At 67.7% G+C, this 26,997-nt stretch carries 22 protein-coding genes and 2 pseudogenes; 10 read left to right on the forward strand and 14 right to left on the reverse strand.

Annotation, left to right across the window (positions count from 1 at the left end):
• Nucleotides 1–3: 3 nt before the first annotated feature.
• From BM357_RS03315 to BM357_RS03325, 3 genes are all read right to left on the reverse strand, one after another.
• The gene (locus BM357_RS03315) at nt 4–528 is read right to left on the reverse strand and encodes a transcription repressor NadR (protein WP_245783811.1); all 525 of its coding nucleotides are present in this window, start codon (nt 526–528) and stop codon (nt 4–6) included.
• Nucleotides 529–614: 86 nt separating this feature from the next.
• Complete coding sequence (locus BM357_RS03320; RefSeq protein WP_245783812.1) at nt 615–1,856, reverse strand: MFS transporter; 1,242 nt, start codon at nt 1,854–1,856, stop codon at nt 615–617.
• A 45-nt stretch (nt 1,857–1,901) separates the two neighbouring features.
• Complete coding sequence (locus tag BM357_RS03325) at nt 1,902–2,576, reverse strand: CheB methylesterase domain-containing protein (RefSeq protein ID WP_175511429.1); 675 nt, start codon at nt 2,574–2,576, stop codon at nt 1,902–1,904.
• Between the two features lie 143 nt (nt 2,577–2,719).
• On the opposite strand from BM357_RS03325, the gene BM357_RS03330 reads away from it, so the two are divergent.
• Genes BM357_RS03330 through BM357_RS03340 form a run of 3 tightly spaced genes read left to right on the forward strand, consistent with a single transcriptional unit; the run spans nt 2,720 to nt 5,818 of the window.
• Entirely contained in the window at nt 2,720–3,913 is a 1,194-nt protein-coding gene (locus BM357_RS03330; protein WP_074949591.1) for an MFS transporter, read from the forward strand.
• 53 nt (nt 3,914–3,966) lie between these two features.
• Complete coding sequence (locus tag BM357_RS03335) at nt 3,967–4,143, forward strand: H-type small acid-soluble spore protein (RefSeq protein WP_083430131.1); 177 nt, start codon at nt 3,967–3,969, stop codon at nt 4,141–4,143.
• 19 nt (nt 4,144–4,162) lie between these two features.
• A complete protein-coding gene (locus tag BM357_RS03340; RefSeq protein WP_074949594.1) occupies nt 4,163–5,818 on the forward strand; it encodes a phospholipase D-like domain-containing protein in 1,656 nt (551 codons plus the stop codon).
• Between the two features lie 105 nt (nt 5,819–5,923).
• Here BM357_RS03340 and tnpB read toward each other — a convergent pair.
• The 4 genes and pseudogenes from tnpB to BM357_RS03360 form a co-directional block, all read right to left on the reverse strand.
• Nucleotides 5,924–7,034: pseudogene (gene tnpB / locus BM357_RS03345) on the reverse strand (IS200/IS605 family element RNA-guided endonuclease TnpB).
• Between the two features lie 5 nt (nt 7,035–7,039).
• Nucleotides 7,040–7,168: pseudogene (locus BM357_RS03350) on the reverse strand (transposase); the annotation flags it as partial.
• Between the two features lie 9 nt (nt 7,169–7,177).
• Nucleotides 7,178–7,963, reverse strand: coding sequence for a class I SAM-dependent methyltransferase (locus BM357_RS03355; RefSeq protein ID WP_074949596.1), 786 nt, complete (start codon nt 7,961–7,963; stop codon nt 7,178–7,180).
• Nucleotides 7,964–7,971: 8 nt separating this feature from the next.
• Nucleotides 7,972–9,810, reverse strand: coding sequence for an ABC1 kinase family protein (locus tag BM357_RS03360; protein ID WP_074949598.1), 1,839 nt, complete (start codon nt 9,808–9,810; stop codon nt 7,972–7,974).
• Nucleotides 9,811–10,221: 411 nt separating this feature from the next.
• On the opposite strand from BM357_RS03360, the gene chrA reads away from it, so the two are divergent.
• The 3 genes from chrA to BM357_RS03375 all read left to right on the forward strand — a co-directional run bounded on the left by chrA (nt 10,222) and on the right by BM357_RS03375 (nt 13,533).
• The gene (chrA, locus tag BM357_RS03365; protein ID WP_074949600.1) at nt 10,222–11,421 is read left to right on the forward strand and encodes a chromate efflux transporter; all 1,200 of its coding nucleotides are present in this window, start codon (nt 10,222–10,224) and stop codon (nt 11,419–11,421) included.
• A 165-nt stretch (nt 11,422–11,586) separates the two neighbouring features.
• A complete protein-coding gene (locus tag BM357_RS03370; RefSeq protein ID WP_074949602.1) occupies nt 11,587–12,846 on the forward strand; it encodes an MFS transporter in 1,260 nt (419 codons plus the stop codon).
• Nucleotides 12,847–12,966: 120 nt separating this feature from the next.
• Nucleotides 12,967–13,533, forward strand: a complete 567-nt coding sequence (locus BM357_RS03375) for a beta-class carbonic anhydrase (RefSeq protein WP_074949604.1) — start codon at nt 12,967–12,969, stop codon at nt 13,531–13,533.
• A 196-nt stretch (nt 13,534–13,729) separates the two neighbouring features.
• On the opposite strand, the gene BM357_RS03380 is transcribed toward BM357_RS03375, so the two are convergent.
• From BM357_RS03380 to BM357_RS03390, 3 genes are read right to left on the reverse strand one after another with little or no spacing between them, the layout of a single operon-like run.
• Nucleotides 13,730–14,929: an L-lactate permease gene (locus BM357_RS03380; protein ID WP_175511430.1), complete on the reverse strand. Its 1,200-nt coding sequence runs from the start codon at nt 14,927–14,929 to the stop codon at nt 13,730–13,732.
• A gap of 24 nt (nt 14,930–14,953) precedes the next feature.
• Nucleotides 14,954–16,324, reverse strand: coding sequence for an FAD-binding oxidoreductase (locus tag BM357_RS03385; protein ID WP_074949750.1), 1,371 nt, complete (start codon nt 16,322–16,324; stop codon nt 14,954–14,956).
• Between the two features lie 11 nt (nt 16,325–16,335).
• Nucleotides 16,336–17,145, reverse strand: coding sequence for an enoyl-CoA hydratase/isomerase family protein (locus BM357_RS03390; protein ID WP_217647659.1), 810 nt, complete (start codon nt 17,143–17,145; stop codon nt 16,336–16,338).
• A gap of 299 nt (nt 17,146–17,444) precedes the next feature.
• Between BM357_RS03390 and BM357_RS03395 the strand changes: the two genes are divergently transcribed.
• Nucleotides 17,445–18,581 carry an ArsR/SmtB family transcription factor gene (locus BM357_RS03395; protein WP_074949608.1) on the forward strand — a complete coding sequence of 379 codons (1,137 nt, stop codon included), beginning with the start codon at nt 17,445–17,447 and terminating at the stop codon, nt 18,579–18,581.
• Nucleotides 18,578–19,879: an MFS transporter gene (locus BM357_RS03400; protein ID WP_074949610.1), complete on the forward strand. Its 1,302-nt coding sequence runs from the start codon at nt 18,578–18,580 to the stop codon at nt 19,877–19,879. Before BM357_RS03395 ends, BM357_RS03400 begins: the two co-directional genes overlap by 4 nt.
• Here the strand turns inward: BM357_RS03400 and BM357_RS03405 are convergent.
• From BM357_RS03405 to BM357_RS03415, 3 genes are all read right to left on the reverse strand, one after another.
• On the reverse strand, nt 19,851–20,873 hold the full coding sequence (locus BM357_RS03405; protein WP_074949612.1) for a zinc-dependent alcohol dehydrogenase family protein: 1,023 nt from the start codon (nt 20,871–20,873) through the stop codon (nt 19,851–19,853). The genes BM357_RS03400 and BM357_RS03405 overlap by 29 nt on opposite strands.
• The gene (locus tag BM357_RS03410; RefSeq protein ID WP_074949614.1) at nt 20,870–23,539 is read right to left on the reverse strand and encodes a beta-mannosidase; all 2,670 of its coding nucleotides are present in this window, start codon (nt 23,537–23,539) and stop codon (nt 20,870–20,872) included. The genes BM357_RS03405 and BM357_RS03410 overlap by 4 nt, the downstream gene beginning before the upstream one ends.
• 101 nt (nt 23,540–23,640) lie before the next feature.
• Nucleotides 23,641–24,693: a carbohydrate kinase family protein gene (locus BM357_RS03415; protein ID WP_074949616.1), complete on the reverse strand. Its 1,053-nt coding sequence runs from the start codon at nt 24,691–24,693 to the stop codon at nt 23,641–23,643.
• Between the two features lie 139 nt (nt 24,694–24,832).
• Between BM357_RS03415 and BM357_RS03420 the strand changes: the two genes are divergently transcribed.
• Together BM357_RS03420 and BM357_RS03425 are read left to right on the forward strand one after the other, a co-directional pair.
• Entirely contained in the window at nt 24,833–25,492 is a 660-nt protein-coding gene (locus tag BM357_RS03420) for a CBS domain-containing protein (protein WP_074949618.1), read from the forward strand.
• A 305-nt stretch (nt 25,493–25,797) separates the two neighbouring features.
• A complete protein-coding gene (locus tag BM357_RS03425) occupies nt 25,798–26,178 on the forward strand; it encodes a hypothetical protein (RefSeq protein WP_074949620.1) in 381 nt (126 codons plus the stop codon).
• Between the two features lie 322 nt (nt 26,179–26,500).
• Here BM357_RS03425 and BM357_RS03430 read toward each other — a convergent pair whose 3' ends face one another.
• Nucleotides 26,501–26,980, reverse strand: a complete 480-nt coding sequence (locus BM357_RS03430) for a hypothetical protein (RefSeq protein ID WP_074949622.1) — start codon at nt 26,978–26,980, stop codon at nt 26,501–26,503.
• Nucleotides 26,981–26,997: the final 17 nt, after the last annotated feature.

A 26,997-nucleotide genomic window follows, 5' to 3' on the forward strand; every position in this document is an offset into this window, starting at 1 on the left:
GTCTCAGTCCAACACCTGGATCCCGGCGGCGCGCAAAGCGGCCACCGCCTCGTGCAATTGGCCCTCGTCCCGGCACTCCACCGTGTGCAGGTGAAACCCTTCGGTCAGCGACGACAGCAGGAGCGCCTTGGTCTCCGCGACGCGTTGCAGGAACAGGGCCACGTCACGCCGGGAAGAAAGGTGCAAGGCGCCCCGCAGCTCCCCGTAGACCGGGTGCTCCACCACCACATCCACCACGTGAAGGCCGTGATCCACCATGGTGTACAGCTCCGTCTCCGTCCGCTCCGGCGGATGGCACACGGAGAGCACGAACGGACGGCGCGCCGCCTCCCCGGGGCGCAGCCAATATCCGCGCGGCGTCGACAGGATGGGCTCGCCGGCAGCGCGCAGAAGCGCGATGTCATGCACGACCACCTGCCGCGTCACGCCGCACAGGGCGGCCAACTGCGCCCCCGGAATCGGTTCTCGGCTGGCCCGAAGCGCTTCGAGCAGCACCTGTTGACGTTCGCCGCGCTCCCTCACCGCCACGGACATCCCTCCTGCTCACATCCGCTGCACCACGCTGTCCCCATTGTAGAGAATCGCGAAGGAATTTCCCAGCGGTGCGGGCGCCGTCACGCACCCCCGGATGGCGCCCCCGCTGCCCCTGCCGTCCCGGCCGCCTCCGCCCGCAACCGGGCATCCGACGGCAGCGTCGCGCACAGGAGGGCGGCGACCAACGGCAGCACCGTGATGAGGGTGAACACCACCCCCACTCCCCAGACGTCCGAGATGTGCCCGAACAGGGTGGCGCCGATGCCGCCGGCCCCGACGCTGAACCCGATGTTGAGCCCCGATGCCAGCGCGATGTTGCGCGGCAGGAGCATCTGCGCGTACACCACGGACACGGCGAACGACCCGAGCACGGTGAAGCCGAACAAGAACAGCACGATGGCCGCCCACACGCCACTCACGCGCGGCAGGAGCCACGCGAATGGCACGGCGAGGGCGAGGGAGCCGACCAAAATGCGCTTGCGGCCCAGGCGGTCGGACAGCAGCCCGCCGACGAAGGTGCCCACAGCGCCCGCCCCGAGGAACAGAAAGGTCAGCAGCTCCGCCTTCCCCAACGCCATGTGCTGGTGCACGTAAAAGAACGGCAGGAACCCCGCGACGCCGATCTGGCACCAGGACCGCAAGATGATGGCGGCGCTGAACACCGCCAGGGCGCCGATGCGGTTGCGGCCCGCCACCTGGCGTTTGGCCAACCGCTCCTCCTCCACCCGTGCCCGGTACCAAGGCAAAAGCCGCCAGGTGAGCAGAAACGCCACCACCCCGAGGGCGAAGAACACCGTCAGCCCGCGCACCCCGGTGCCGAGGAGGAACAGGGGGACCAACAGCGGCCCCAGGGCCTGCCCCGCGTTGCCCCCCACCTGGAAGATGGCCTGGGCGAGCCCCTTCGCCCGCCCGGCCGCAAGATGGGTGCCGCGGGACGCCTCCGGGTGGAAGATCCCGGATCCTAGCCCCGACAGGGAGATGAACACAATCACCCATGCGAACGACGGAGCGATGCCGGTCATCGCCAACCCGAAGCACGTCAACGTGACCCCCGCCGGGAGGAACCACACCCGGGGGCGCCGGTCCGTGATCCAACCGAACACCGGCTGCATGACCGACGACATCAAGTAGGAGAACAGGACGATGAGACCCGTCTGCGTGTAACTCAGATGAAACGCCGACTTGTACAACGGCAAGAGGGCCGGCACCAGCCCGACCGTCATCAGGTCATTGATGAGGTGCGCCCCGCTGAAGGTCCACACTGCCTCTTTCTTGATGGCCTGCCCCGGCAACGGAGCCGGCATGGCCGCCATTTCAGCCATTCCACTCTCTCCTTTCTCCTCTCCGCAACGCTCGGCAGTCCGGTTTCATCCGGTTCCTCCGCCCATCCACCGGACAATTTCGCTGTACAACTCGCCCACCGGTGCCTGCCCGTCGGCGAGCCCCGCCTCCGCCACCACCCGTGGCATCCCGTAGACCACGGCGGACGACGCAGCCTCCGCGACCACGCGCCCGCCTTTCGACTTGACGGCCCGGCAACCGGCCAAGCCGTCCTTTCCCATGCCGGTCAGGATCACCGCGAGCACGCGACCCCCGAACACCTCAGCGGCCGAGGCCAGCGTGATGTCGATGCACGGCTTGTACAACGGGGCCAGGGCCTCGTCCGACGCATATTCCAACGGCGCGCGCTCTTCCGGCCAGACCCGCAGCGCAACCCCGCCGGCCGTGCCGGCCAGGGTGGTCTGCAGACCGGAAGGCGCGACGTAGGCCGTCCCCGGGCGGAGAATCTCGCCATCCTCCCCCTCTTTCACCATGAGGGCGCACAACCGGTTGAGCCGCTCCGCCAACGGGCGCGTGAACCCCGCCGGCATGTGCTGCAAGACCACCACCGGCACCGGAAAGTCGGCCGGAAAATCCGGCAACAGCCGGGCGAGGGCGGCGGGGCCGCCCGTCGAGCAGCCGATGACCACCACGCCGGGCGCCCACCGAGCCGGCTGGCCCCCCTGATGCACCCGATGCGCTTTGGCCTGCCGACTTGCCAATCCTTTCACCGCCCTGCACAAAGTGTCGACACATAGGCGCTGTTTCGCAAAAATTGGGGCTCCAGTGCAAAGGGGCTGTGGTATTCTGATCATATCTTCACGCCCCGCCTGCCGGGGCGGCTAGGCAAGGAAGTGTGTGCACCGTGCCGCAAACCCTGTGGAAACTGCGTGCGTTCTACTTCTTGACCGGCCTCTCCGGAGGGCTCTTCGTCCCCTACCTGTCGATGCTGCTGGTGCAAAACGGCCTGAACAGCGGCGAGGTCGGCCAGGTGATGGCCACCGGCACCGTGGTCGCCATCCTGGCGCAGCCCTTGTGGGGACTGGTGGTCGACCGCTTCCATGTGACCCGGCTCACCCTCGCCCTCAGCGCCGTGATGCCCGGCCTCGTCGCCGTCCTGTACAACATCCCGTGGCTGTGGCTGGTCGCCCTCGCGAACGCCGTCAGCAACCTGTTCTCCGCCCCGCAGGCCCCCATCGCCGACGCGTACGCGGTCGCCACCGCGAGGGCTTTGCGAACATCTTACGGCACCATCCGCTGTTTGGCCAGCCTGGGCTTCGCGGTCGGCGGCTACGCGGGCGGCCTCTTTCTCGCGCACCTGCCGCTGCAGTGGCTGTGGATCCCGTACGCCGTGACAGGCTTGTGCGGGGCGCTGATCACCCTGACATTCCCGCGGGAGACGCACGGCGTGGGCCTCGGGGGATCGTTTCAGGAAGGGTTGATGCAACTGCTGCGGGATCGGCGATTTCTGGTGTTCCTGGCGGGCGGCTTTCTGGTAAGCCAGACCCTGACCGCCTTCAACACGTATTTCGCCCTCACCTTCCGGGACATGGGCGGATCCATCGCCCTCACCGGCCTGGCGTTCCTGCTCGCCTCCGGGACCAACGTGCCGTCCATGCTGATTGCGGCCCGCCTCAACCACCGCCTCGGGCGGGAGCGGATGATGGCCATCGCCGCCATCGCCTACATCCTGCGCTGGAGCATCCAGGCCCTCGTGCCCATCCCTTGGGTGGCCATCGCCATCCAGGTGCTGCACGGCATCTCGTTCGGCTTCTACTACGTGGCCGCGGTCGATTTCGTCTTCTCCTCCGCCCCGCCGCAGCTGCAGGCCACGGCCCAGAGCATCTTCGGGATGATCTGTGGCGGCCTCGCCGGAATCGTGGGCAACCTGCTCAACGGCATCTTGCTCCACAGCGGCGGCGCGGCCGCCATGTACTGGGCCTGCACCGTCAGCTCCGCTCTCGGCGCCGCCTGCTTCTGGTACGTGGCGAAGGTCCGGCGGCCCGCCGGTCCCCGCGTCGGCCTCCGGCGTCCGGTGCTGCCCTGGGTGAGCCGCTGACGGTATACACACCCGCCTCTGTGGCCATCCTACCCATTCAGGGGGAATGTCGGATGACCTTGCAGCAGGCCAAGGAGATTGTGAACTCGCCCGAGAACGTGGTGGTCTTGTTCGAGGGCAAGCCGGTGTGGATCGACGAACTGGACGATGCCACCGGAACCGCGCTGGTGCACGTGGAGACCGACGGTAAGCCGATGCGCGTCCACGTGAACCGCTTGCACGCGCAGTGAACCCGGCGGCGTGAATCCGATGGGTTGGCTGTGTGCGCTGTACGTCGCCCATGCATTGACCTTGGTGGCCATCGCTTGGCGCCATGTGAGGCGACCGGCGGAGGCCTTGACCTGGTTGTTGTTGGGCCTCGTCCTGCCCGGGCTCGGCCCCGCCCTGTACGCATGGATGGCCCGGCCGCTGCGCACCGGCCGCGGCCCTGCCAGCGCCCAGGGGACGGGTCACGTCCCTCGCGGCAACCGCGCACCGCAGGCATCCTCCGCAGGGGCGGCCGAGCGAGGGGAAAAGCAGCCGTCGGCGGGGGCCGCGGAGACGGCGAAAAGCACGGGCTCGGCAGCCACGGACGCGCCGCCCCTGGGTCGGGCGGCCCGGGCGGTCGCGACCGCGATCGAACGCCTCACCGGCGCGCCGCCCCTGCCCGCCCAGGTGCAGGTACTCTGTAACGGGACGGAGACGTACGACCATCTCCTCCGCGCCCTGCGCAGCGCCGAACGCACCATTGATCTGGACTACTATATCTACCGGGACGATCACGTGGGCCGCCTGATCTCGGACGTTCTCATCGCCCGCGCCGAGGCGGGGGTGCGGATCCGCTTCCTCCGCGACGGCGTTGGAAGCCGCAGCTATCCGCGCGCCGCGGCCGAGCGGCTGGCGGCCGCCGGGATCGCCTGCCGCGTGTTCTTTCCGCTGCGCTTCCCATGGGTCGACGCGCGCCTGAATCACCGGGACCACTGCAAGATCGCCATCATCGACGGGCAGGAGGCGTTCGTCGGAGGCATCAATGTGGGCGACGAGTACACCGGGCGGAAGCCGGGCGTCGGGTGGTGGCGGGACACGCACCTGCGCCTGCGCGGCGAGGCCGTCTCGCAACTGCAGGCGGCCTTCGAGGCCAACTGGGCGCTCGCGGACCCGGATCGGGCCGCGCGGGCACACGGTTGGCGAAACCCCGCCGACGCCGCCGCGGAGTGCGATGGCCCTCGCGGCGCGGACTCCGCCACCGGCGGCGCAACCGGGCGGCGCGCACGCCCGCGGCCGTGGCGCCCGGCGATGAGCCCGGCGGGACGGATGTGGAACGTGGAATTCGGCCCCGATCCGCTCGACGACGCCGACGTCTCCGAACCGCCCCTGCCCGCCCGCGCGCAGACGGTCGCCGGACGCCCGGATGCGCCCGTTCAGGCGGTGCGGGACCTGTACTTTCTCTGCATCACCCAGGCGGAGCGGCGCGTCGACATCACGACGCCCTACTTCGTGCCCGACTCGGACATCCTGGCCGCATTAAAGACTGCCGCCATGCGCGGCGTCCGGGTGCGCCTCCTCGTGCCCCGGCGGTGCGATCACGTCGTCGTCGGCATGGCCAGCCGCACCTTCTACCGCGACCTGCTGCAGGCCGGCGTTGAGATCTACCTGTACGAACCCGGCGTTCTGCACGCGAAGGTGATGCAGGTGGACGACGAGATCGGCATCGTCGGCGCGGCCAACTACGACTTGCGCAGCTTCCGCCTCAGCTACGAGGTCTGCCAGGTGATGTACAGCCGTCCCGTCGCTGCGGAGCTGACGCGCCAGTTCGAGCGCGACCTCCAGCACAGCACCCGCCTGGTCATCGCCGAGCTGGACGCACAGCCCCGCTGGCAGGCGGCCCTCCATCAAGCCGCGCGCCTGCTCGCCCCGCTGCTTTGACACTCCACACGGCTAAAGCCGTGGGATTCTTGGGAGCACTCCCGCACCCGGGAGTTCTGCCTTGCGGCACCAAGCGATCTCCGTGTGTCCCACGGTTGAGTCCGCTCAAGCGGACAGAAAACGCAAGCCTTCCCGCAAGATATTCCTTGCGGCGTTGACATCTCGATCATGCGTCTCCCCGCACACCGGGCACGTCCACTGCCGGACAGATAGATCCTTCGTCCCGGTGTTTCGGTGTCCGCAGCAGGAGCAAAGCTGGCTGGACGGAAAAACTGGAGACACGATCATCACTTGCCGTCCGTACCATTTCGCTTTGTACGTGAGCTGCCGCCGGAATTCCGACCAACCGGCGTCGGCGATGCTTCCCGCCAGTTTGTGATTCTGCTGCATGTTCTGCACACGCAACTCCTCCAGGCAGATCACTTGGTTCTCGCGAATCAGCCTGGTGGATAGCTTGTGCAGGAAGTCCATCCGGGCGTTACGCACCTTCTCGTGCAGCCGGGCCACTTTCAACCGTGCCTTCTCCCGGTTCTTCCCGCCCGGTTGCCGGCGAGAAAGAATCTGCTGCCAGCGTTTCAGTTTCTCTTCGTGCTTCCGGAGGTGTCGGAGATTGGGTATTCTCTCTCCGGTACTCAGGACTGCGAAATCGATCAGCCCAAGGTCGATGCCGAGTGTGTTTGTCCTTAGTTCCAGGGGCTGAACCTCCGTGTCCACCAACACCGACACGAAAACCTTGCCCGAAGGTGCCAAACGAACTGTGGCTGAGACAATGCGCCCCTGCACTTCTCTATTTGGCGAACTTCACCCATCCCACCTTTGGGAGCCGAATCCGGCTTCCCTCGATACGGATGGTTGCCTTGTCATTCTCTTTACCGTTGCGTTTGGACGTGTAGGACTGCTTCAGGTGCTTCTTGCTCTTGAAGTGCAGATAGCCTTTTTTCTCTCGGAAGAATCGCTGGAATGCGTCATTCAACTCTTCCAACGTCCGTTGCAAAGCTGTGGAATCTACTTCCCGAAGCCAAGGATACCGCTGTTTTAACGCAGGCAGTTCCCGCATACAGGCGTATTGGTTCAAGGTGGTGCCGTCCCGCTCATAGACTTCTTTCCGACGGGCGAGGAAGTGATTGTACACAAACCGGCAGCACCCGATCGTTCGCCGAAATTGTCGCTCCTGCTTTTTGGTTGGATAGAGGCGAAAGGAATAGGCTCTGTGCACCTTATTCACCCGCGCTTCTTCTGGGCTTCGACGTACCGGCGGATGGTATCTCTGGATACGTTTCCCGCCGTGCTCACAAAAAATGAACGTGTCCATAGACTAGGGAGGTGTCTTAGATGCGCGAATTCTTCACGCCCGGCCCGTCAGGCCCCGCCCTTGCGACCCTCGACGAGGGCCGCCTTCAGGCAGAACGATACCGGCTGTCCCGCCTCGTCGAGCGCGATTCGGAACTCCGCCCGCCAGTCGGGCGGCGCTTCCGCCAGCCGACGCGCCAGGTGGGCGCGGGCTTCCGGCGGCGTGCCGGCGCGATCCACCCAATTGGCAAAATCAATCACCAGGTCCCAGCGCCGCCGCACCGAGAACGCGAGCCCCGCCGCCGCGAAGGCGGCCTCCCACTGGGAAAGCCGCCACTCGCGCACGTGGGACGGGTCGCGCATGCGGTCGATCTCGTTGATGAACCCGTCCATCGCCTCATCCTCGGGCGCGTAGTGGTCAATCGCCAGCACGCGCCCGCCGGGCGCGAGGACCCGGCCCATCTCCCGAACCGCCTGGTGAAAGTCCGCGAAGTGGTGGGCGGCGAAGCGGCACACGACGAGATGAAACGCCCCGTCCGGGAACGGCAGCCGCTCGGCCGCCCCCACGGTAAAGGTGACATTCTCCACGCCCCGCGCCCGCGCCAGGCCGTCCGCCACCCGGACCATGGATTCCGTCACATCGATCCCGGTGCACCATCCCGCCGAAGACGCCAACGCGAGAGCCGTATGGCCGGCGCCGGTGCCCACGTCGAGCACGCGCTCCTCGCCCTGGAGGGCCGCCGCCTCGACGAGCCAGGCGAGGTCCTCCCCTTCCGCAAACAGCCGTTCGTCCCGGTACTTCTCCGCCCGATTGCCGAACTGCGCCACGACGCGCCGGTGATTCGCGTCCTGCATGTCTTCCTTCACCTCCTCCGGCGGCGGCGCGCCACCCAGTCGCGCACGGCATTGACCCACACCAATACGAGAAAGACAAAACCAATGGCCAGGGCGCCGTCCCCCGCCGCGTACGCGTCGTGGAACCGCAGCCACAGCCCGGCGAAGCCGCTGACGCACAGCAGCAACACCCAGATGGCGCGCATCAGCAACCGCTCCTGGCGATCCAGCCGCTCCATCACCTCGTCCCAGTCGACCTGGACGCGGATGCCATCGTCCGCGACCTGCCGCAGCACCCGGTCCACCTGCCCGGGCATCCGTGCCATCGCGGCGGCCGACTCGCGCACGGCGTCCATCACCAGGTCCGCGCCGGCCGCCCCCGCCTCGCCGAAGGCGAGGCGCGCCAATCTCCGGGCCAGACGGCGAAAGCGCGTCTGTGGTGCGGTGGCACCGGGATCGTCCGCCTGCGCCGCCAACACCGGCAGGGCGCGGGTGCGCAGGATCTGCATCCAGTCGATGTCCGGCTCCAAATCGGTGATGAGCCCGGTGAGAATGCCGACGGCGCGGCCGAGGAACAGGTACTCGGCCCGCACAATGATGGGTCCCTGCTGCAGAAAGGCCTGCAGCTCCTCGACGAAGGCGTCCAGCTCGGGTCCGCGCTCGAGCCGGATGCCCTGCAGGCGGTCCAGGATGAAGCCGACGGCACGGCGCAGCACGGCGCGATCCGCATGGGGTTGCAGGAATCCGAGATCGGCGATGGCCTGCACGACGCCATCCAGGTCCTGGGTCAGGGCGGCGCGCACCAGGCGGGCGAACGTCCGCCGATCCGCCTGCGGGATGTCGCTCATCATGCCGAAATCGAGGAAGCACAGTTGCCCCGCGGGGGTGACGAGGAGGTTGCCGGGGTGCGGATCGACATGGACGAATCCGTGGGTGACGACCTGGTGCAGGTAGCTGTCGATGAGCGTGTCGACGACGTCCCGCACACGCACACCCCAGCGGGTGTAGCGGGCGCTGTCCGTCACCTTGGCGCCTTCGACGAATTCCATCACAATCACGCGCCGGGCTGAATACGCGTCGTACACCCGGGGGACGGCGATGCGCGGGTCTCCGGCGTGCAGTTGCTGGAAGCGCCGCAGGTGATTGGCCTCGCGGCGGTAGTCGAGCTCCCGCTCGACCATGGCGGCGAACTCGCGGTACAGGCCTTCGGCGTTGATGTGCCGGCCGATGCGGGTGTGGCGGTCGAGAAATCGCACGACCTTGCGCAGGGCCTGAAGGTCGGTGCGGGCGAGCCGTTCGATGCCCGGCCGCTGAACCTTCACGGCGACGGGCGTCCCGTCGGCGAGCACGGCCTGGTGCACCTGGCCGAGGGAGGCAGCGGCGATGGGGGTCTCGTCGAACGCGGAGAAGACCGCCTCCAGGGGGGCGCCGAGCTCTGCTTCCACCAGCGCCCGCACCTCGGGAAACGGCGCGCCGGGGACGGTATCCTGCAGTTGGGTCAGCTCGCGCGTGAACGCGGCGGGCAGCACGTCCGCGCGGGCGCTGAGAAACTGGCCGACCTTGACAATCAGCCCCTGCAGGCGGAGCGCGGTGATGCGAAAGCGCGCTCCGGCGCGCTGGTACAGGCGAACGGTTGAATCGGCGGCCTGGGCGCCTGGAGAGGCTGGCCCGGCATGGGCGGTTCCACCAGCATAGGCGGAGGCGGTCTGACCCACCGCGCCGGCTCGAACCGCCGCGCCGGAAGCGGCTCGGTCCGCGGCGGCCCGGGTGCTGCCCCGTTGCCTCAGCCGCTGCGCCCGCCACGCGTCGAACAACAGGCGGGCCGCCAGCCAGAAGATGGCCAGGGATCGGATCAGTTGCGAGCGCATCCACCGGGGCCCGCCATTGGCTGTGGTCCGCGAACCGCCTGCCGCGGGCCGGGCGATGGCCGATGATTGGTGATCGTCTCGTGCTTCACGCCATGATGTTCGCATATTTCGAACTTAAACCGGCCCGTGGGGGATGTCAATGCAGAGCAGCTCGGTTTCATACCACGACAAACCATATGCATAATAGCGTTAGGAACAACGGCAGGAACACATGGTCCGGCCGGGGTCTTCTCGGGGGCTGGGGGAATCGCATCGGCCGGGGGTGTCGCAGGGCGTCGATGAGCCGCACGCCAAGCCCTCCCTTCGCATTGTGATTTTTGTCACAATTCTATGGATAAATTTCGACGATTATGTGAAATCCCCTTCCCCTCGGCCGCCTTCGCGCGCACGCTCAAGAAAGCAGGTGATCTCATGCAGGAACGCCGCACCGCGGCAGGTTCCACAGGCGAGGTCTTTCGCGTGGCCCTGCGGCTGGGCCTCACTTCGTTCGGTGGGCCCATCGCCCACCTGGGCTACTTTCGCGACGAATACGTGGAGCGGCGCCGCTGGCTGGACGACGCCACCTACACCGATCTCGTCGCCCTCTGCCAATTCCTCCCTGGCCCCGCCAGCAGCCAGGTGGGCATCGCCATCGGCCTGCTGCGCGCCGGCTGGCCGGGGGCCCTCGCCGCTTGGCTGGGTTTCACGCTGCCGAGCGCCTTGGCGCTGGCCCTCTTCGCCGCTGCCCTCCAGCGATGGCACATCCAACAGGCAGGATGGCTGCACGGGCTCATGATCGTCGCCGTCGCCGTGGTGGCGCAGGCGGTGTGGGGCATGGCCAGGTCATTCGCGGCTGGCCGTACCCGCGCCGCGGTGGCCGTGCTGGCCGCCGTCGTCACCCTGCTCTGGCCCACCCCGTGGACGCAGGTCGGGGTGATATTGGCCAGCGGGATCGCGGGGTGGGTAGGGATGAAAGCGGACGCCGCCCGGCCTTCATCGCCGCTTCCCATCCCGCTGTCGCGGCGGTTCGCCATCGGGATGTGGATCGCGTTTTTCACCCTCCTGCTCGGGCTGCCCGTGCTGCGCGCGGCTTGGCCGGCGCAAGGCCTGGCGCTGTTTGACACGTTCTACCGCGCCGGGGCGCTGGTCTTCGGCGGCGGGCACGTGGTGCTGCCGCTGCTGCAGAGCGCGGTCGTCCCGCCCGGGTGGGTGACGAACGACGAGTTCCTCGCCGGGTACGGTGCGGCGCAGGCGGTGCCAGGCCCGCTGTTCACGTTCGCCGCCTATCTGGGTGCGGTCATGCATCCGTCTCCAAACGGGTGGTTGGGCGCGTCCATCGCACTCGCCGGCATGTTCCTCCCCGCCTTCCTCCTGGTGTTCGGCGCGCTCCCCTTCTGGAACGCACTGCGCGCGCGGCCGGGTTTCCAGTCGGCCCTCGCAGGCATTCAGGCGGGCGTCGTCGGCATCCTGCTCGCGGCCCTCTACGACCCGGTCTGGACGAGCACGATTCACACGCCGCTCGACTTCGCGCTGGCCCTCGTCGCCTTCGTGTTGCTCAGTGTGTGGAAGCTTCTGCTGTGGGTGGTGGTCGTCGTGTGCGCCCTGGCGGGATGGGCGGTGTTTGGGGGGTGACGCGGGGTACGCAACCAGGACAAGAACAGTTGGACTTTCAAGAGGGTGCTGCCGCCCGTCGGCGGGATCCATCAATCAATAGAAACCGGTTGCTATCGGTGCCGTGCACGAGTCGTGTACATGCGAATGGGTCGCTATCCTTGCAACGGGGGGTTATAACAGTTCATGAAATTCCCGCATGAAGGCGCAGGGCTCCTCTGGCAATATCCCGAATACGGCAAGCGCTGGATTGGCAGTGTGGTCTCGGGACTCGGCAACCAGGTCGGTTGGATGGGCCTGGTCTGGCTCGCCATGGATCTGTCGGGGAGCGCGGCGTCCGTCGGGATCGTCACGCTGCTCTACCAGCTTCCTCAGGCGCTGCTGGCACCGGTGGCGGGTGCCCTGCTCGATCGCTACCCGCGCGCCCGCGCCATGGCGCTCGCCAATCTGGCGCTGGCCGCGGTCTTCACGCTCATCCCGATACTGGCGCACGCGTCCGGCCGTTCCGCTCTGTGGGCCGTCTTCGCGTTGACCGCGTTGGCCGGTGCCATTCTGCCACTCGACACCACCGGCGCCGGACCGCTCGTGGCCGAGCTCGTCCCGCGGGATCGCCTCTCTCAAGCGAATTTCTTGAACCAGACCGTCATGGCGGTCGTCTATTTGGCGGGTCCGGCCCTGGGCGGGGTGTGGGTCGCCGGGTTCGGCCCCGTCGCGCCGCTCTACTTTGACGCCGCGACGTTCCTGTTCCTCGCCCTGCTGATGTGGTCCATCGGACCCATTCCACCGCGGCCGGCGGACGGGCGCGGGGGATTCTGGATGGATCTCGCCGACGGCACGACCTACCTCCTCCGCCACCGCCCGCTGCTGGCCATGGCCTTCCTGTCGCTGATGTTCAACCTCTTTTACGGCCCCTACATGGTGCTCATCCCGGCGCTCGCTCAAGCCCACCTCGGCGGGCCGGCGGCGCAGGGCCTGGTGTGGATGGCTTTTTCCTTGGGCGCGCTCGCCGGGGGCGCGGTCTTCTCGTCCCGCCGGTGGCCATTCCGGCCATCGACTTCCCTGGCCGCCATCATCGTCCTGTGGGGTGTCGTCACGTTGGCGCTCTCCGGCGTGTGCACCCGGGTGGTGCCCACCTGCTTGGTCATGTTCCTCGGCGGGTTGGTGTTTTCGCCCTGGGGAGCGATTGTGACGACCATCCGGCAACACCTCGTCCCGCCCGCGCTGCACGGCCGGGTATTCGGCACTTGCGCCCTCCTGACGGCCGCCGGCACACCGATTGGGGCGTGGCTGACCGGCCTCGTGCTTCCCGCCCTGTCCCCCTCCAGCATCCTGGCGTTGGCGGGCGCGTTCACCGTTGCGGTGGGCCTGGCGGGCGGTTGGTGGCCAGCCATCCGCCAACTGGACCCAAAGGAAGCCGAAGCAGGGTCGAAGGGAGTATCGGTGTAAACGCCCGCCGCCTGGCCGACGTCGACCCGGCTCGTGCGGGCGGCACATGCGAAGGCGTGTGGTACACTGAAGCGGATGGGGCACAGCGGGGATGCCCATTTTTGCTGGGAGGTGGCACAGATGAGCCGGCTGGACGAGATTCTCGCATTCAACCGGCGGTTCGTCGAGAACCGCGCGTACGAACCCTATCAGACCTCGAAGTTCCCGGACAAGAAGCTGGTCGTGCTGTCCTGCATGGACACGCGCTTGACGGATCTGCTGCCGCGCGCGATGAACCTCAAGAACGGTGACGCGAAGTTCATCAAGAACGCGGGCGCCGTGGTGTCGCACCCGTTTGGGAGCGTCATGCGCAGCATTCTGGTTGCGGTGTACGACCTCGGCGCCGAAGAAATCCTCGTCATCGGCCACTACGGCTGCGGCATGACCAGCCTGAACGCGGACGCCACCCTGCAGAAAATGGTCGATCGCGGCATCTCCCCCGACACCATCGACACCCTGGTCCACGCAGGGGTGGATTTGCGGGCGTGGTTGAAGCGGATCGAATCCATTCCGGACAGCGTCCGCGAGAGCGTGGAGATGATCCGGCGCCACCCGCTCCTGCCGAAATCGGTGAGCGTGCACGGACTGGTGATTGATCCGGATACAGGAAAACTTGACCTGGTGGTCAACGGGTACGAGGCGCGCTGACCGGCGGAGAGTCGAGGGGTTTCCCTGCGTTTTCACCGAAAGATGACGCTGGCCGCTGGCGTCAACCGCGAGGCGGCGGCCAGGCGGCGGTTAGAGGTTTATGTACGTTTTCACCTTACGATCGCTGTGGCGCAGCGACATAATGTACAATTCCACTTTATTGGCGGCGCCGCCGCCGTTCCGCAACCCACCGCCCTCACCCCCGCGCCACCGCTGTACCGGCCGTGGCCATCCCCGTCACCATCCCAATGACCACCACCGCCAGCGCCATCATCCGCCGGGTCAGCGTGCCCTCCCGGCCGGGCAGGCCGGCGATGGACGCCGCCAGGGCGACACGCGACGGGGATGCCATCGTCAGGTTCGACGCCGCCACATTCTGCAAGACGGCGTACAGGGCCGGAGACTGGTGCAGCGCATGCGCCATCGTGGTCTGGAACGGCGCGAACATGGCGTTGGCCGCCGAGTTGCTGCCGGTGATGAAGCCGCCGAGGCCGCCCAGCAGCGGCGAGACGAAGACGAATCCCGGGCCCAGCCAGGCCGCCAACGCGTGGGAAACCCCGTCGATCATCCCCGCCCGCTGCATCACCGTCGACATGGCGACAAACCCCGCCGTCGACACCGCCACCGGCCAGACCTGCACCAGCGTCCGGCACACGCACCGCCACGCCTGCCGCCCCGTCAAGCGAAACAGCGCCATGCCCGCCAGGGACGCCAGGAGCAGGGCGAAACCCGGGCTCGTCAGCAGCGGCAATTCGAACTGAAGGGCGGGGGCGCGGAGGACCAGCGGGATCGACAGCGCGTGCGAAACGTCCGGCCACAGATTGACCGCCAAGCTGAAGCCCACCAGCACCCCGTACGGCGCCAGGCACCGCCACAGCGGCAGGGCGGCACCAGCCTCCGCCACTACCTTGGCCGCATCCCTCTCCGCCGCCGTCTCGTGCACGGCCAGTCCCGCCGGCTGCCCCACCACACGCAGATACAGCACGAAGGCCCCGGCCGCGACACCGCCTGCCATCACGCCGGCCAGCGGCACCGCCACATACGCGTTGACCGCCCACGTCACGGCGCTGAGCGCGGCCCACACCACGAGGATGGCCGGCGTGTGGCGCCAGGCGGATCGCCATCCGCCCGCGAGCCCCGCAATCACCGCCGCATAGAGAAGATAGAGCGGCACCGTCATCCAGGCGCTGCCCACACCGATGGTGCGCAGCGGTACCCCCGACAGCTCGGCGTTGAGGACGGTGCCCACGGCCAGGGCGCCCCACGGCACCGCGGATTGCGTGAGCAGCGCGAGCACCGCCGCCCGTTCCGGAGCGAAACCCAGCGCCAGGAGCAGCGGTGCCGCAATCACCGGCGACACGGCCAACCACTCGTCCCACCCCACGCGCGCAAGCACCTCCGCACAGACTCGCCGGGCCACTCACTCCAGCACAAACACCTTGCCCGGGTTGAGGATGTCACGTGGATCGAACGCCCGCTTCACCGCGCGCATCAGCGGCAGCACGCTCGCACGCTCCTCGGCGACGTAGCGCATCTTGCCCGTGCCGACACCGTGTTCGCCGGTGCAGGTGCCGCCCCGCTCCAGGGCGAACCGGACGATCTCGTCGTTGATCCGCTCTGCCACCGCCACCTCGTCGGGGTCATCGGGATCGACCATGAACTCCACGTGATAGTTTCCGTCGCCGACATGGCCGAGGATGGCCCCGTAGACGCCGTACCGATCGATGGTTTCGCGCGCCCGGCGGATGGCCTCGGGCATGTCGGAGAGGGGCACGCACACATCCGTCACCTTCATCCGCTTGCCGGGAGCGGTGGCGGCAATGGCCAGTGCCGCGTCGTGGCGGGCCTCCCAAAGTTCGTGGCGGGCGGCGCTGTCCGTCTCGAAGCGGAACGCCACCGCCCCCTCCTCCCGGCAGATCTCCTGCGCCAGCGCCACGTCCGCCTCGACCGCCGCCTTCGTGCCCTGGAACTCGAGGAACAGGGTCGGCGTCTCCGTGTAGTGCGTGCCGCGGAACCGGTTGACCGCCGCGACCGTGTGCTCGTCCACCAGCTCCACCCGCGCCACCGGGATGCCCGATCCGATGATGCCGTACGCCGCCTGGCACGCCGCATGGATGTCCGGGAACTCCGCCCGCGCCGCGACGATGTGTTCCGGGATGCCGTACACCTTCAAGGTCAGCTCGGTGATGACCCCCAGCGTCCCTTCCGATCCGATGAAGAGCCCCGTCAGGTTGTAGCCCGCCGAGGACTTGCGCGCCATGCTGCCCGTTCGCACAATCGATCCGTCCGCCAGCACCACCTCGAGATCCACCACCTGGTCCCGCATCACCCCGTAGCGCACGGCCGTCGTGCCGCTCGCGTTGGTCGCCGCCATGCCGCCGATGGTCGCGTCGGCGCCGGGATCGAGCGGGAAATGCAGCCCGTGCGGCGTCAGGTGCTTGTTCAACTGCGTGCGCGTGATGCCCGGCTGAACGCGCACCAGAAAATCCTTCGGCCGCACCTCCAGCACCTGGTTCATGCGCGTCATGTCGAGGCTGATGCCGCCCCGCTCCGGGATGACGTGCCCCTCCAGGCTGGTGCCGACGCCAAACGGCACCACCGGGACGCGGCGCTCGTGGGCGAACGCCAGGATGCGGCTCACCTCGTCCGTTGTCACCGGAAATACCACCACGTCCGGGCGACGCGGGATGTGGTAGGACAGGTCGCGCCCGTGCTGATCGAGGGCCGATTCGCCGCTCGTCACCCGTTCCGCGTCGGGGATAATGGTCAGCAGCGCCTCCCGCAGATCCACCGCCATCCCCCTCACCGCCCCTTCCACTGGGGCTTGCGCTTCTCCAGGTATGCCCGCACGCCCTCGGCGAAATCGGCGCTGCCGTACACCCGGCGGATGACCTCCTCATACGCCTGCTCGCCGTCCGGCCGGCCGAGGTACTTGCCCGCCACCTTCGCCGACCACACCGTCAACGGCGCGTTAGCAGCGATGCGCTGGGCCACCTCCTCCACGTGATCGTACAGCGCGTCGTCCTCCACAATCGCCGTCAAAAACCCGCACGACAGCGCCTCCTCCGCCGGCATCATGCGGGCCGTGAACAGCAGCTCCTTGGCGCGCATGAAGCCCATCGCGTGGCCGACGCGGCGCAGATTGTCCAGGCTCAAGCAGTTGCCGAGGGTGCGCGCCATCGGTGCGGCGAAGCGCGATCCCGGCGTCGCAAACCGCAGATCGCACGCGGTCGCGAGGATCAGCCCCCCGCCCACCGCGTACCCCTGGATGGCCGCGATGGTCGGCATCGGCAGCTCCTCGAGCATCTGCACGACGCGGTCGATCCGCTTCTCATACGCCACCCCGTCCTCCCCGGTGAAGGTGACGAACTGCCCGATGTCGGTCCCGGCCGCGAACGCCTTGCCGCCGTCCCCGCGCACCACCACCGCGCGCACCGTCTCGTCCTGGTGCAGCGCCGCAAGATGCTGCTCCAACTGCTCGTACATCGTCCAGGTCAAGGCGTTGAGCGCCTCCGGCCGGGACAGGGTCAGCCACACCACATCGTCCCGTCGTTCCCACAACACCGCCCCTTCGCCGTGGCGATTTTCCGTCTCCTGCGTCTGCGTGGACACCCTGCGCTCACTCCTCGTATTGTCCTTGTTGATCAGTGTACAGCAGGCTGATGGTTCCGAACAGTAAGCGCGATAGATTGACCATCCAGCATCCACCCCTCGTCGGCATCGATTGGAGCAGGCGGGGCTCATCGCAATCGGATGGTGTCCTGTTTGAAAGTTCCATCCGTATTGCTAGCACACCGATGTTCCCCTGCTCCCCCCGTTGACACACGGACGACTTTTGTCTATGTTGTTCTACATATATTGAATTCAATTTTTATTGAACAACGAAGCCGAACCAAGAAGAGGTGACCCCCATGAACCCGCACCTCCCGCATGCGCTTGGGTCTGGCCAGCGGATCGACATCGGCGCCGCGGCACCGTACACCGTCCGCTTCAGCGCGTCACCCGTCTATGAATGTGCGCTCGACATCGCGGCCTTCACGTACCCCGAGATCCACGACAAACTGGAACGCGGCCTGCCGTCCTTGCAGCGCATGCGTCAGCGGATGTCGGCTGCGCTCGCGCGCGAGGTTCAACTCGCCGGCCAGGTCCACACCTGGCGCAGCCTGCTGCTTCTGGCGCACCGTTGGGACGCGTTGGACAACACCCCATGGCCCGAGCACGTGCCACGGCTGTGCGCCTGGATGGAAACCCGCGAGGCGGATCTGCCGCATCTGGCGGCCCCGTATCTCGGCGAAGGCGACGCGCCGCTGCTGGTGGCGGCCCTCTGCGGGGACCCGGCGGCCCAAGCGGACCTGATGGCCCGGCACCAGGACAACCGCTTGGTCGCACCGCACCTGTCCTATCTCTTTCGCACCTCGCCAAAGGCCCTGCGCGCGCACCTGACGGAGCTGCTCACCCGTTGGTACGACGAGATGATGCCGGTGACCCGCGGATCCGCCGAAGACGGTGCCCCAGGGCGGGCGGCCTGGATGGAAGCGCTGCATCGCGAAGCCGAACGGATGCGCGGGATCGCCGCCCGCACCCCCGCCGCGTCCGTCGTCCACCTCGCCACGCGCGGGCTCGACGTGCCGCCGCAGCCCGGGATCCACACCGTCTGGCTTGTCCCGCAGATCGCATACCGGCCCTTCACCATTGTGAACCACCTGCCGGGCGGCACCGTGTACTACTACCCCCTGCCGGAAGACCAGCTGCCGGGACACGCGGCCGACGCGTTGCTCGTCCGCGCCGCCACCCTGTACAAGGCGCTCGGCGATGTCCAGCGGCTGCGCCTGCTGCGATGGCTCAGCGCAGGGCCGCAGTCGCTCGCCCAATTGACGGATTGCCTCGGGGCGACCAAGTCCAACGTCCACCATCACCTGTCCCTTCTGCGCGCCGCCGGGCTCGTCCGCGTCGCCGGGGGCGTCTATACGCTGGACGAGGCCGCCTTGGACCAGGTGGGCACCGCGTTGAGGGCCGTGCTCGGCGGACCCGGGGGAGACGGCGTGTGAACGGGTGGCGAATTGTTCCGCGCCGCTCCGCCGCCGACCGCCTGCGCTCGCCGGACAGCCTGTGGGTCAACCGGGACTTCGTCTGGTTCATCAGCGGGCGCACCATTTCCCAGTTCGGCACCGCCATGACCACGTTCGCCATCCCGTGGCTGCTGCTCGAACGCACCGGATCGGCTGCACAGACGGGGCTCGCCTTCGCCGTCGGCTTCATCCCGTACATCCTGCTCTCCCTGCCCGCCGGGGTGTGGGCTGACCGGCGGGATCGACGGCGGCTCATGCAGGGGGCGGACGCCGGCCGCCTCGTCCTTCTGGCGTCGATCCCGCTGTCCCAAGCATTCCTCGGCCATCCGCCGCTGCTCCTGCTGTACGCGGCACAGGCGGGGGTGAGCGCGCTGTCGGCGATCTTTGACGCGGCATACGGGGCGTGCCTGCCCAATCTGGTGTCCCCCAATCATCTGCCCGCCGCCAACAACACCCTGCAACTGGGCAGCTCCCTCAGCCGCACCGTCGGGCCGGTGCTGGCCGGCGCCGCCGCAGGCGCCATGGGGGCGGCGAATACCATCGGGATTGACGTGGCGACCTATGGGGTGTCCATCCTCACCCTGCTCTGCATCCGCCGCCCGTTTGCGAGCGCTCCCGCCCGGGTCCGGCGCGGATTCGCCAGCGAGGTCAAGGAAGGGATGGCGGTGGTGTGGCACATCCGCCCCGTGCGATACCTGTGCCTATTTGCCACCCTCATCAATTTGGTCGGCCCCGGGATGGACGTGGCCCTGTTGTACCGCGTCCAGCACGAGTTACGTCTACCGTCCCTGTGGGCCGGGTGGGTCATGACCGGGCTAGGTGCCGGGATGCTCGCCGGATCTCTCGCGTACCGCGTGCTCGGCGGACGCCTCCGGTCCTGGCTCAGCGCCTCGGCGGCGGGACTGGTCGTCCCTCCGTTGTTGCTTGCGTTCATCCGCACGCCCGTGTGGATGGTCGTGGTACAGGGGGCCATCGGCGTCCTGCTCACGGTCTGGAACGTCCAATCCGTCACCCTGCGCCAGACCCTCATCCCGGATGAACTGCGCGGGCGCTGCAGCAGCGTGTTCCGCCTCTTCGCCTGGGTGTCGATCCCGCTCGGCGACGCCCTCGCGGGCATCGTGAGCGAGCGCTGGGGCACCGGTGTCTACTTCCTGTGGGCTTGCGCTGTGCTCGGAGCGATGGCGGCCTGGACGCGGCGCGCAAACCTCGAGCTGGCGGTGGATTCAGGCGGAGGCCCCGCGCCACCCGTCACTCGAACACCAGCAGCCCCTTCGTGACGCGCAGCCCGCCGTAGCTCGCCAGCACGTCCGGGATCTCCTCCAGGCTGAAGCGGTGGGACACCAGCGGCGACACCTGGATCTTGCCGTCCCGCGCGAGGGCGATGGCCCGGGCGTGCGTGTCCGGGTTGATGAACGACCCCCGGATGGTCAGTTCTCGCGCGAACACGTCGTAGGGGGACAGCTGGACGGCGGTCGCCGGATCGGCCACGCCGAACAGCAGAACCTGGCCGCCTCGGCCGGCGCAGCGCAGGGCCGCCTGCATGGTCTCGGGACGGCCAACGCACTCCACCACCAGGTCCGCGCCGCTGCCGAACTGCTCTACCACCAGTTGCTCCGGCGGCACGTCCGCCGGGTCCACCACCAGGCGGGCCCCGAACCGTTCGGCCAGCGCGCGCTTGGCCGGGTCCGGTTCGCTCACCACGATGGGCGAAGCGCCCAGCCGGTCCAACAACTGCACCATCATGAGGCCGATGTACCCGCCGCCGATCACGAGCGCGGACTGGCCGGGATGCACACTCAACCGCTCGATGCCGTGCAGGCAGCACCCGAGCGGTTCCATCAGGGCTCCCTCGATGAAGGACAGCTCGTCGGGTAGCCGGTAGCAGTTGGCCGCGGGTACCGTGCAGAACTCGGCCATTCCGCCATCACGGGTGACCCCGACCGCCTGCAGGTGCTCACACAGGTGCTGGCGACCGTCCCGGCAGTACCGGCAGTGGTGGCAGTAGATATTCGGATCGACGGTCACCCGGTCCCCCGGCCGCAAGTCGCTGACCCCCGGCCCCACCTCGTCGATCACGCCGGCCACCTCATGCCCCAGGACGATGGGCGGGCGCACCTCGGCGGAGCCCGGTTTGCCGTGGTAGATGTGCACATCCGTGCCGCAGATGCCGCAGGCCCGCACCTGAACGCGCACCTCCCCCGGGCCCGGCTCCGGCGTCGGCAGCTCCCGCATCTCCATCTGCTCCTTCGCCACCAAAACCACAGCTCTCACGCTTCTCCCTCCCCATTCAACGCTCGCACCCGCAGCCGGTCCCACCGCACCGGTTGCCCATCCAGTGTGCGCACGTAAATCGTCCGTGCCTCCCCCGCCGGCAGGTCGAAGTGGTTGTCGCTGCACAGCACCATCGGCTGCCCGAAGTCGAGCGTGACCATCCGAGCGTGTCGGTCGGCGGTGACGGTGACGGCGCCCCCGTCGCCAGCCACGTGCCAGGTCAGGCGCGCCGCGGGCAGGCGCACGTCCTTCGGATCGCGGAAGTAGTAGAAGTTGTCCGGTGCCAGGCCGCGGGCCGACCGAACCCGCAGCACCACCGTCTCGGGCGAAGCGCCACCCGCACCGAGCATCTCCGCCTGCTCCGCCTCGCCCACGCACAGCGCCGCATTGCGCAGGTCCTGAACCTTGAACCGGCGCGCCCACAACACGCGCCCATTGAAGTCCAGCACCTCCGCCACCAGTTCGTCGGTGTACGGCATTCTGCCGTCATGGACGGCCCAGAAGGTGACTCGGCCAGAGGCTCGGCCCGACTCCCGATCCGAGTCCCGGTCCGAGTCCCGGGCCGCCCCGCGGTCAGGCACCCGCCCCGCTGCCTCAAACCGGGCGCACAACAGCACCGGGCGGAAGAAGCGCCGGGCGTACGAGTACGCCGCCTTCGGCAGCAGGTCGTAGTCGATGATGGACCAACTGGTCCCGGGCCAGCAGTCGTTCAACTGCCAGATGAGCGCGCCGCTTGTCTCAAACTTGCGCCGGCGGTAGTGCTCCACCCCGAACTTCAGGCCCTCCGCCTGGGTCAGCATGGAGAAATCGATGTACTTCTCCAGCGTGCGCGGCAGGCCCGTGAACCCTTCCATCATCCACAGGCCCTTCTCCGGATGCGTGTCCTTGTTCCGGTACGCCAGCGCCGGACTGTTCCACGCCAGCTCGTCTTCCGGGATCCACCGCGCCAGCGTGTGGCGGTTGGCGGCCGCGTGGATGCCGAACTCGCTGACGAAGCGCGCCTCGTCCTCGGCGTAATGGCGAAACGAGATCCCTTCCGGGCTGAAGTCGGTCCACTCGGGCTCGCCGAACCGGCGCGGATACACGTGGCCGTGCCAGACCTGCCAGTTGTGGCGGTCGCCTTCTTCGGCGGCGTTGTGATCGCTGCCGCCGTACGGGGAGCTCGGCCAGTAGAACCGCCCGGGGTCCAGCTCCGCCACCACCGCCGGGATGAGCTCATGGTAGATCCGCTCGCCGTAAAACGGCGTGTCGATCTCGCCGGTCACCCGCCCCCGCTCCCAGATCCAGTCGTTCTCGTTGTTGCCGCACCACAGGGCGATGCACGGGTGGTTGCGCAGGTGCGTCACCACATGGCGGACCTCCCGCTCCACCTCCTGCAAAAAGGGTTGGTTGAAATCTGGGTACAGGGCGCAGGCGAACATGAAGTCCTGCCACACCAGGATGCCGAGCCGATCGCAGGTCTCGTAGAACACGTCCTTCTCGTAGATGCCCCCGCCCCACACCCGCAGCATGTTCATGTGCGCTTCGCGGGCCAACTCGAGCAGGGCCAGGTAGCGGCTGTCGGGCGCCGATGCGACGAAGCTGTCCACCGGAATCCAGTTGGCTCCCTTGGCGAACACCGGCACCCCGTTGAGGACGAAGGTGAAGACCGGACGCCCCTCCGCGTCCCGGGTGCGCACCTCCAGCGTGCGGATGCCGACCTCCAGCACCCTTTGGTCCACCGGCGCGCCGTTTGCAGACACCTCCACCACCAGGCGGTACAGGTGGGGCTCTCCCAGGTCGTGGGTCCACCACAGTTTCGGCTCCCGCACCCGGAGGGTGGTCCCGAAGCGGCCAAACCCAGCAGGCTGCCGATGGGACGCCACCAGCGCACCGCCGTCCTCCAACCGAATGGACACCTCCAACGCGGGCGCCTCCGCGGTGGCCGCATCGACGAATTCGGACGCTCCGGAAACGCCGCCTTCGCGCTGCGGCTCAGGTTTCACGTCCCAGGACGCGACGGGCGCCACGTCCACCGCCACCTGCAGCGTGGCCTCCGCCTCGCTCGCTTCGAGCGTCCGCACCGCCACCGACGCCACGCGGGCCATCCGCCGACGCTCCAGCCGCACCGGCTTCCAGATGCCCGCGGTCACCAGTCGCGGCGCCCAGTCCCAGCCGAAGTGCATCTGGGCCTTGCGCACCCAGATGCGCTCCCCGCTGAAGCCGGACCAGAAGCGTGTGTCCTTGCCGTGCAGGCGCTGTGCCACCGGATCGAACCGGACGGCCAGGGTGTTCCGGCCCCGCACCAGGGCCCGCGTCACGTCGACGGTGAGGGGGACGAACATGTTGGCAGACTCCGCCACCTCGAGCCCGTTCACGTACACGGTGGCAAACGTGTCGAGCCCCTCGAAGACGAGCACAACCCGCTCATCGGGAAGCGGTTCCTCCTCGAAGGTGAAGGATGTCCGGTACCACCACTCCTGCTCCTCCACCCAGCGGCAGCGCTGGTCGTTGTCGCGGAAAAACGGGTGTTCAATCATCCGGTGGCGGATCAGGGTGGTGTGCACATCCCCCGGCACGTCGGCCAGGAGCCAGCCCTGGTCGTCGTCATGGGAACTGGCGACGTCCGAAGGATGCACGGCGCCGGGGGCGAACCCCTTTATCTTCCAGTTGTCGTGAATCCGCATGGCACCACCTCTCTAGGCTTACGGTAAAGGGCGGCCGCCGTCCGGGCGGCAAGCGAAAGCCAGCCACCGGCTCCCCCCTGCGCCCTCGCACCGTGCCGCCGTCAAAACGGCAAAGACTCGCCGATGCTGCGGAGAAACGCGTCGACCGCCGTCCGTTCCGGCATGGCGGGGATGCCGCCGGTCTTCGTGGTGGAGAGGGCCGCCACCGCGTTGGCATAGCGGGCGATCCGCTCCAGGGTGGATCGGTTCAGGCGGGATCGAAGGTTGGGATCCGAGAGATGCGACAGCACCCCGGCCACGAAGGCATCCCCGGCCCCGGTCGTATCGATAGCCTGCACCGCGGGCGCCGGGACATACCCCGTTTCCTGGTGAAACCGGTAGAAGCACCCGTCCTTCCCCAGCGTGACGAAGACGAGCCCGACACCGTATTCACAGAGCAGGTGCGCCGTTCCACGCTCGGGATCCGTGATCCCGGTGAGGAAATCCAGCTCTTCCTCCGACACCTTCAGCAGGTCCACCTGCGGGAGGCAGGAGAGGATGGTCTGCCGCGCCGCGTCCGGGGTGTCCCAGAGGGCGAGGCGGAGGTTCGGATCGAAGGACACGAACCGCCCGCAGCGCTTGGCGTGGGCCAGCGCCCGCAGGGTGGCGGTGCGCGCCGGGTCCCGCGTCAACGACACCGAGCCGAAATGGAACACCTGGGCGTTCAGGATGAGATCGAGCCGCACCTCGTCCGGCGTAAGCGTACTGTCCGCCCCCGGGTTCCGGTGGAAAGTGAAGCTGCGCTCGCCGTCGTCGCCGAGGTCCACAATCACGAGGGTCGTCGGGACCCCCTCCGCGTACACCAGACCCACGGTGTCCACCCCGCACCCTTTTAGCGTCTGTGCCACGAGGCGGCCGAACCGATCGCGGCCCACCTTCCCGATGAAGGCAGCCCTCCGGTTCAGCTTCGCCAATGCGACGGCCACGTTCGCGGGCGCCCCGCCGGGGTGGGCGGCGTAGACGGGAGACGCCGGCCAGGTGCCAGCCCCGGCGGCATCCCCGGGCGCGGGTGCCGAGGCCGCTTCACCCACCGGGCCGGCCTGAACGGCCATGCCCACCGTGCTCAGGGGCGCGAGATCTATCAACGCCTCCCCCAACGCAATCACGTCGTACATCTGCCTCCACCTTCCCGTTCCAGTACGCCCATCCGCAGGATTCCTCCATCCGCCACAACCGCCTGCGTCCGGCCAGTGGAAAAATGTCTGCGTTGCCTGTATTCTACCGTTATCGTGGGGTCTTAGGGAGGTTTGGCTGATGTTTATTCGCAATTGCCTGACGCCTCGGAGTGAGCTCACCGTGGTCTCCCCGGAAGAGACGGTGGCGTCTGCCCTGGCCAAGCTGGAGGAACACCTCAGCCTGCCGTGCGTTCGCGAGGACGACACCTTCGCCGGCATCGTCAGCAAACGCACCCTGTTCGAGGGGTTTTGCGCCTATCGGGCCACGGCCGGGGGCACCGATGCGTTCGCGTCCTTTCTGCAACAGCCCGTCGCACCGTGCGTGGACGACAGCATCCGGACGCTGACGCTTGACGATCCGTTCGAGTCCACGCTCGACATCATCATCCGCCATCCGTTTGTGCCCATCGTCGCCGAGGGGAAGCTCATCGGCATCGTCAAGCGCGGAGACATCCAACATGCGCTCGGCATCGCGTTTGCCATCGGTCAGCCGGCGGATCGGCTGCTCATCGGCGCGCCCGAGATGGAAGGCGCGCTGCACCGGCTCTTCAGCATCACCCACCGCCTCGACTTGAACATTGTCACCGCCGTCACGTTCGACGCCCGCCGGGACGCGCTCAACCGCCGCATCCTGCTGAAGGTCAGCCCCACCGGAGCGCTGGACCGGTTGGTGGCCGAATTGGAGCGCGCGGGATTCCAGGTGATCCAGGTGGCCCGCCACGAGGATACGGTCGCTTAATCCCGCCAGCCCGCCGGGGCGCCAGTGTCAAGGGGGGGGGGGGGCGCCCGACGAGACGGCCGACGGCTTCCCGAGGCGCCAGCATCAAGGAGGGCGCCCGCCGGATGGTGAGGGTGCCCCAGTGCGACGCTTCAGTGCTTGGGCTGCAGAGCCGTCGCTGTCCGTGTATGGGTGGGTGCTCGGAGGGCTGGTCAGGTGGCGACAACCGGCCGGTGAGAGCGCCGGGCAAGCGGACGCCCCGGCCTGAAACGGCCTGAAACGGATCGTTCCCCTTCCACGTCCATACGGAGAGAGGGGGCGAAGGCATGAAGCGGACGACATGGCTCATCCTCATGACACTCGCACTGACCGGGTGTGCGCCAGGTCTCTCGCCGTTGGCCAGTGGACCGGATTCCTCCAGCACCGCGGCGTCATGGGTCTATGAATTCGTAATTTGGAAAGGTCACACGTACAGGGTCACGGAGGAAACGGTGACCGAGGTCGGCCAGCCCATCGGGCAGGTGACCCAATCGTCGGACGACGAGACGACGCACCCGACCGGGACCTTCTCCAATGGACTCCCTGTCGGAACGCGCCTGTTCGCCATCCCGGGCGTGCCCACCGACGCCGCCCTTGCCGTCCAGACGAAGGAGGGTGGCTACGTCAAGGCGGTGGAGACGGGAGTGTACGAGGCGCATGGGTCGTGAAGGGGACCGGTGGGTGACCTGGGAGGATTTCTCTGTCACGGGGATCGTACCAGTGGCCGAGGCAACAAGTGCCTTCGGTGCGCGGTGCGGGGGCACGGAATGGAGGAGGGGCCTCCTGCGAATGCACGGGCATGCGTGAGTTATGGCTGAGCCAGGAGGTAACAACCAAATGGTTGCTACCGGGGCGGTGGATGGCGTGGATACGAAACATTTCGACGTTATCACGTGCCCGGCCACCGGGATAATGTGGCGAATTCGTCTTATTCCGGCTGACGACGCTGTCGACGGCCCCGAACGAGCCTCGATACATGCAATTTTGCCGCTATGAGTGTTCCGAGGCTTGGCGTAAATATGAATATGTCACTATCCCCGCACCGGGTCCGCGCGTTAAAAACAACGCCTGGGCAGTCAATGCACGAAGGGATCCGTAAACGTCCACGGGATCGTACAGGACACGTGCGGTCCACACGGCATCGCCCGTCACCGGCCACGTGTAGGTGACCTCCCGCGCCTTCGCCTCTTCCGCCGCTAAGGACGTGTAACTGATGCCCACAAACAGGCCGTGGTGAAAGAAAGCGTACCAGCGGTGCGGCACGTCACCGTGGAAGATGGCGCGCAGCTCCAGGTCCGATTCGGGACGATCCATCCCCTTCGCGGTCGACCCTTCCAACGCCACCGCGGCCAACCGATCTTCATACCGGGCCTGGAGTCGCGCGAGGACTTCGCTGGCCACGGTCAGACGATCCGCTGTGGAAAACGGCTTCGGCTTCCAGTCGAGGAAATCATCACGCGCGTCCCACACAGGCTCCCTTCACCCCC

Source organism: Paenalicyclobacillus macrosporangiidus (assembly GCF_900116805.1).
GTDB lineage: Bacteria > Bacillota > Bacilli > Alicyclobacillales > Alicyclobacillaceae > Alicyclobacillus_H > Alicyclobacillus_H macrosporangiidus.

Bases quoted from the DNA above. Each gene is read 5' to 3' on its own strand.
- BM357_RS03410 (WP_074949614.1), bottom strand. From the start codon at position 23,539: ATGCGGATTCACGACAACTGGAAGATAAAGGGGTTCGCCCCCGGCGCC.
- BM357_RS03425 (WP_074949620.1), top strand. From the start codon at position 25,798: ATGAAGCGGACGACATGGCTCATCCTCATGACACTCGCACTGACCGGG.
- BM357_RS03320 (WP_245783812.1), bottom strand. From the start codon at position 1,856: ATGGCTGAAATGGCGGCCATGCCGGCTCCGTTGCCGGGGCAGGCCATC.
- BM357_RS03395 (WP_074949608.1), top strand. From the start codon at position 17,445: ATGAACCCGCACCTCCCGCATGCGCTTGGGTCTGGCCAGCGGATCGAC.
- BM357_RS03340 (WP_074949594.1), top strand. From the start codon at position 4,163: ATGGGTTGGCTGTGTGCGCTGTACGTCGCCCATGCATTGACCTTGGTG.
- BM357_RS03335 (WP_083430131.1), top strand. From the start codon at position 3,967: ATGACCTTGCAGCAGGCCAAGGAGATTGTGAACTCGCCCGAGAACGTG.
- BM357_RS03370 (WP_074949602.1), top strand. From the start codon at position 11,587: ATGAAATTCCCGCATGAAGGCGCAGGGCTCCTCTGGCAATATCCCGAA.
- chrA (WP_074949600.1), top strand. From the start codon at position 10,222: ATGCAGGAACGCCGCACCGCGGCAGGTTCCACAGGCGAGGTCTTTCGC.
- BM357_RS03415 (WP_074949616.1), bottom strand. From the start codon at position 24,693: ATGTACGACGTGATTGCGTTGGGGGAGGCGTTGATAGATCTCGCGCCC.
- BM357_RS03360 (WP_074949598.1), bottom strand. From the start codon at position 9,810: ATGCGCTCGCAACTGATCCGATCCCTGGCCATCTTCTGGCTGGCGGCC.
- BM357_RS03420 (WP_074949618.1), top strand. From the start codon at position 24,833: ATGTTTATTCGCAATTGCCTGACGCCTCGGAGTGAGCTCACCGTGGTC.
- BM357_RS03355 (WP_074949596.1), bottom strand. From the start codon at position 7,963: ATGCAGGACGCGAATCACCGGCGCGTCGTGGCGCAGTTCGGCAATCGG.
- BM357_RS03375 (WP_074949604.1), top strand. From the start codon at position 12,967: ATGAGCCGGCTGGACGAGATTCTCGCATTCAACCGGCGGTTCGTCGAG.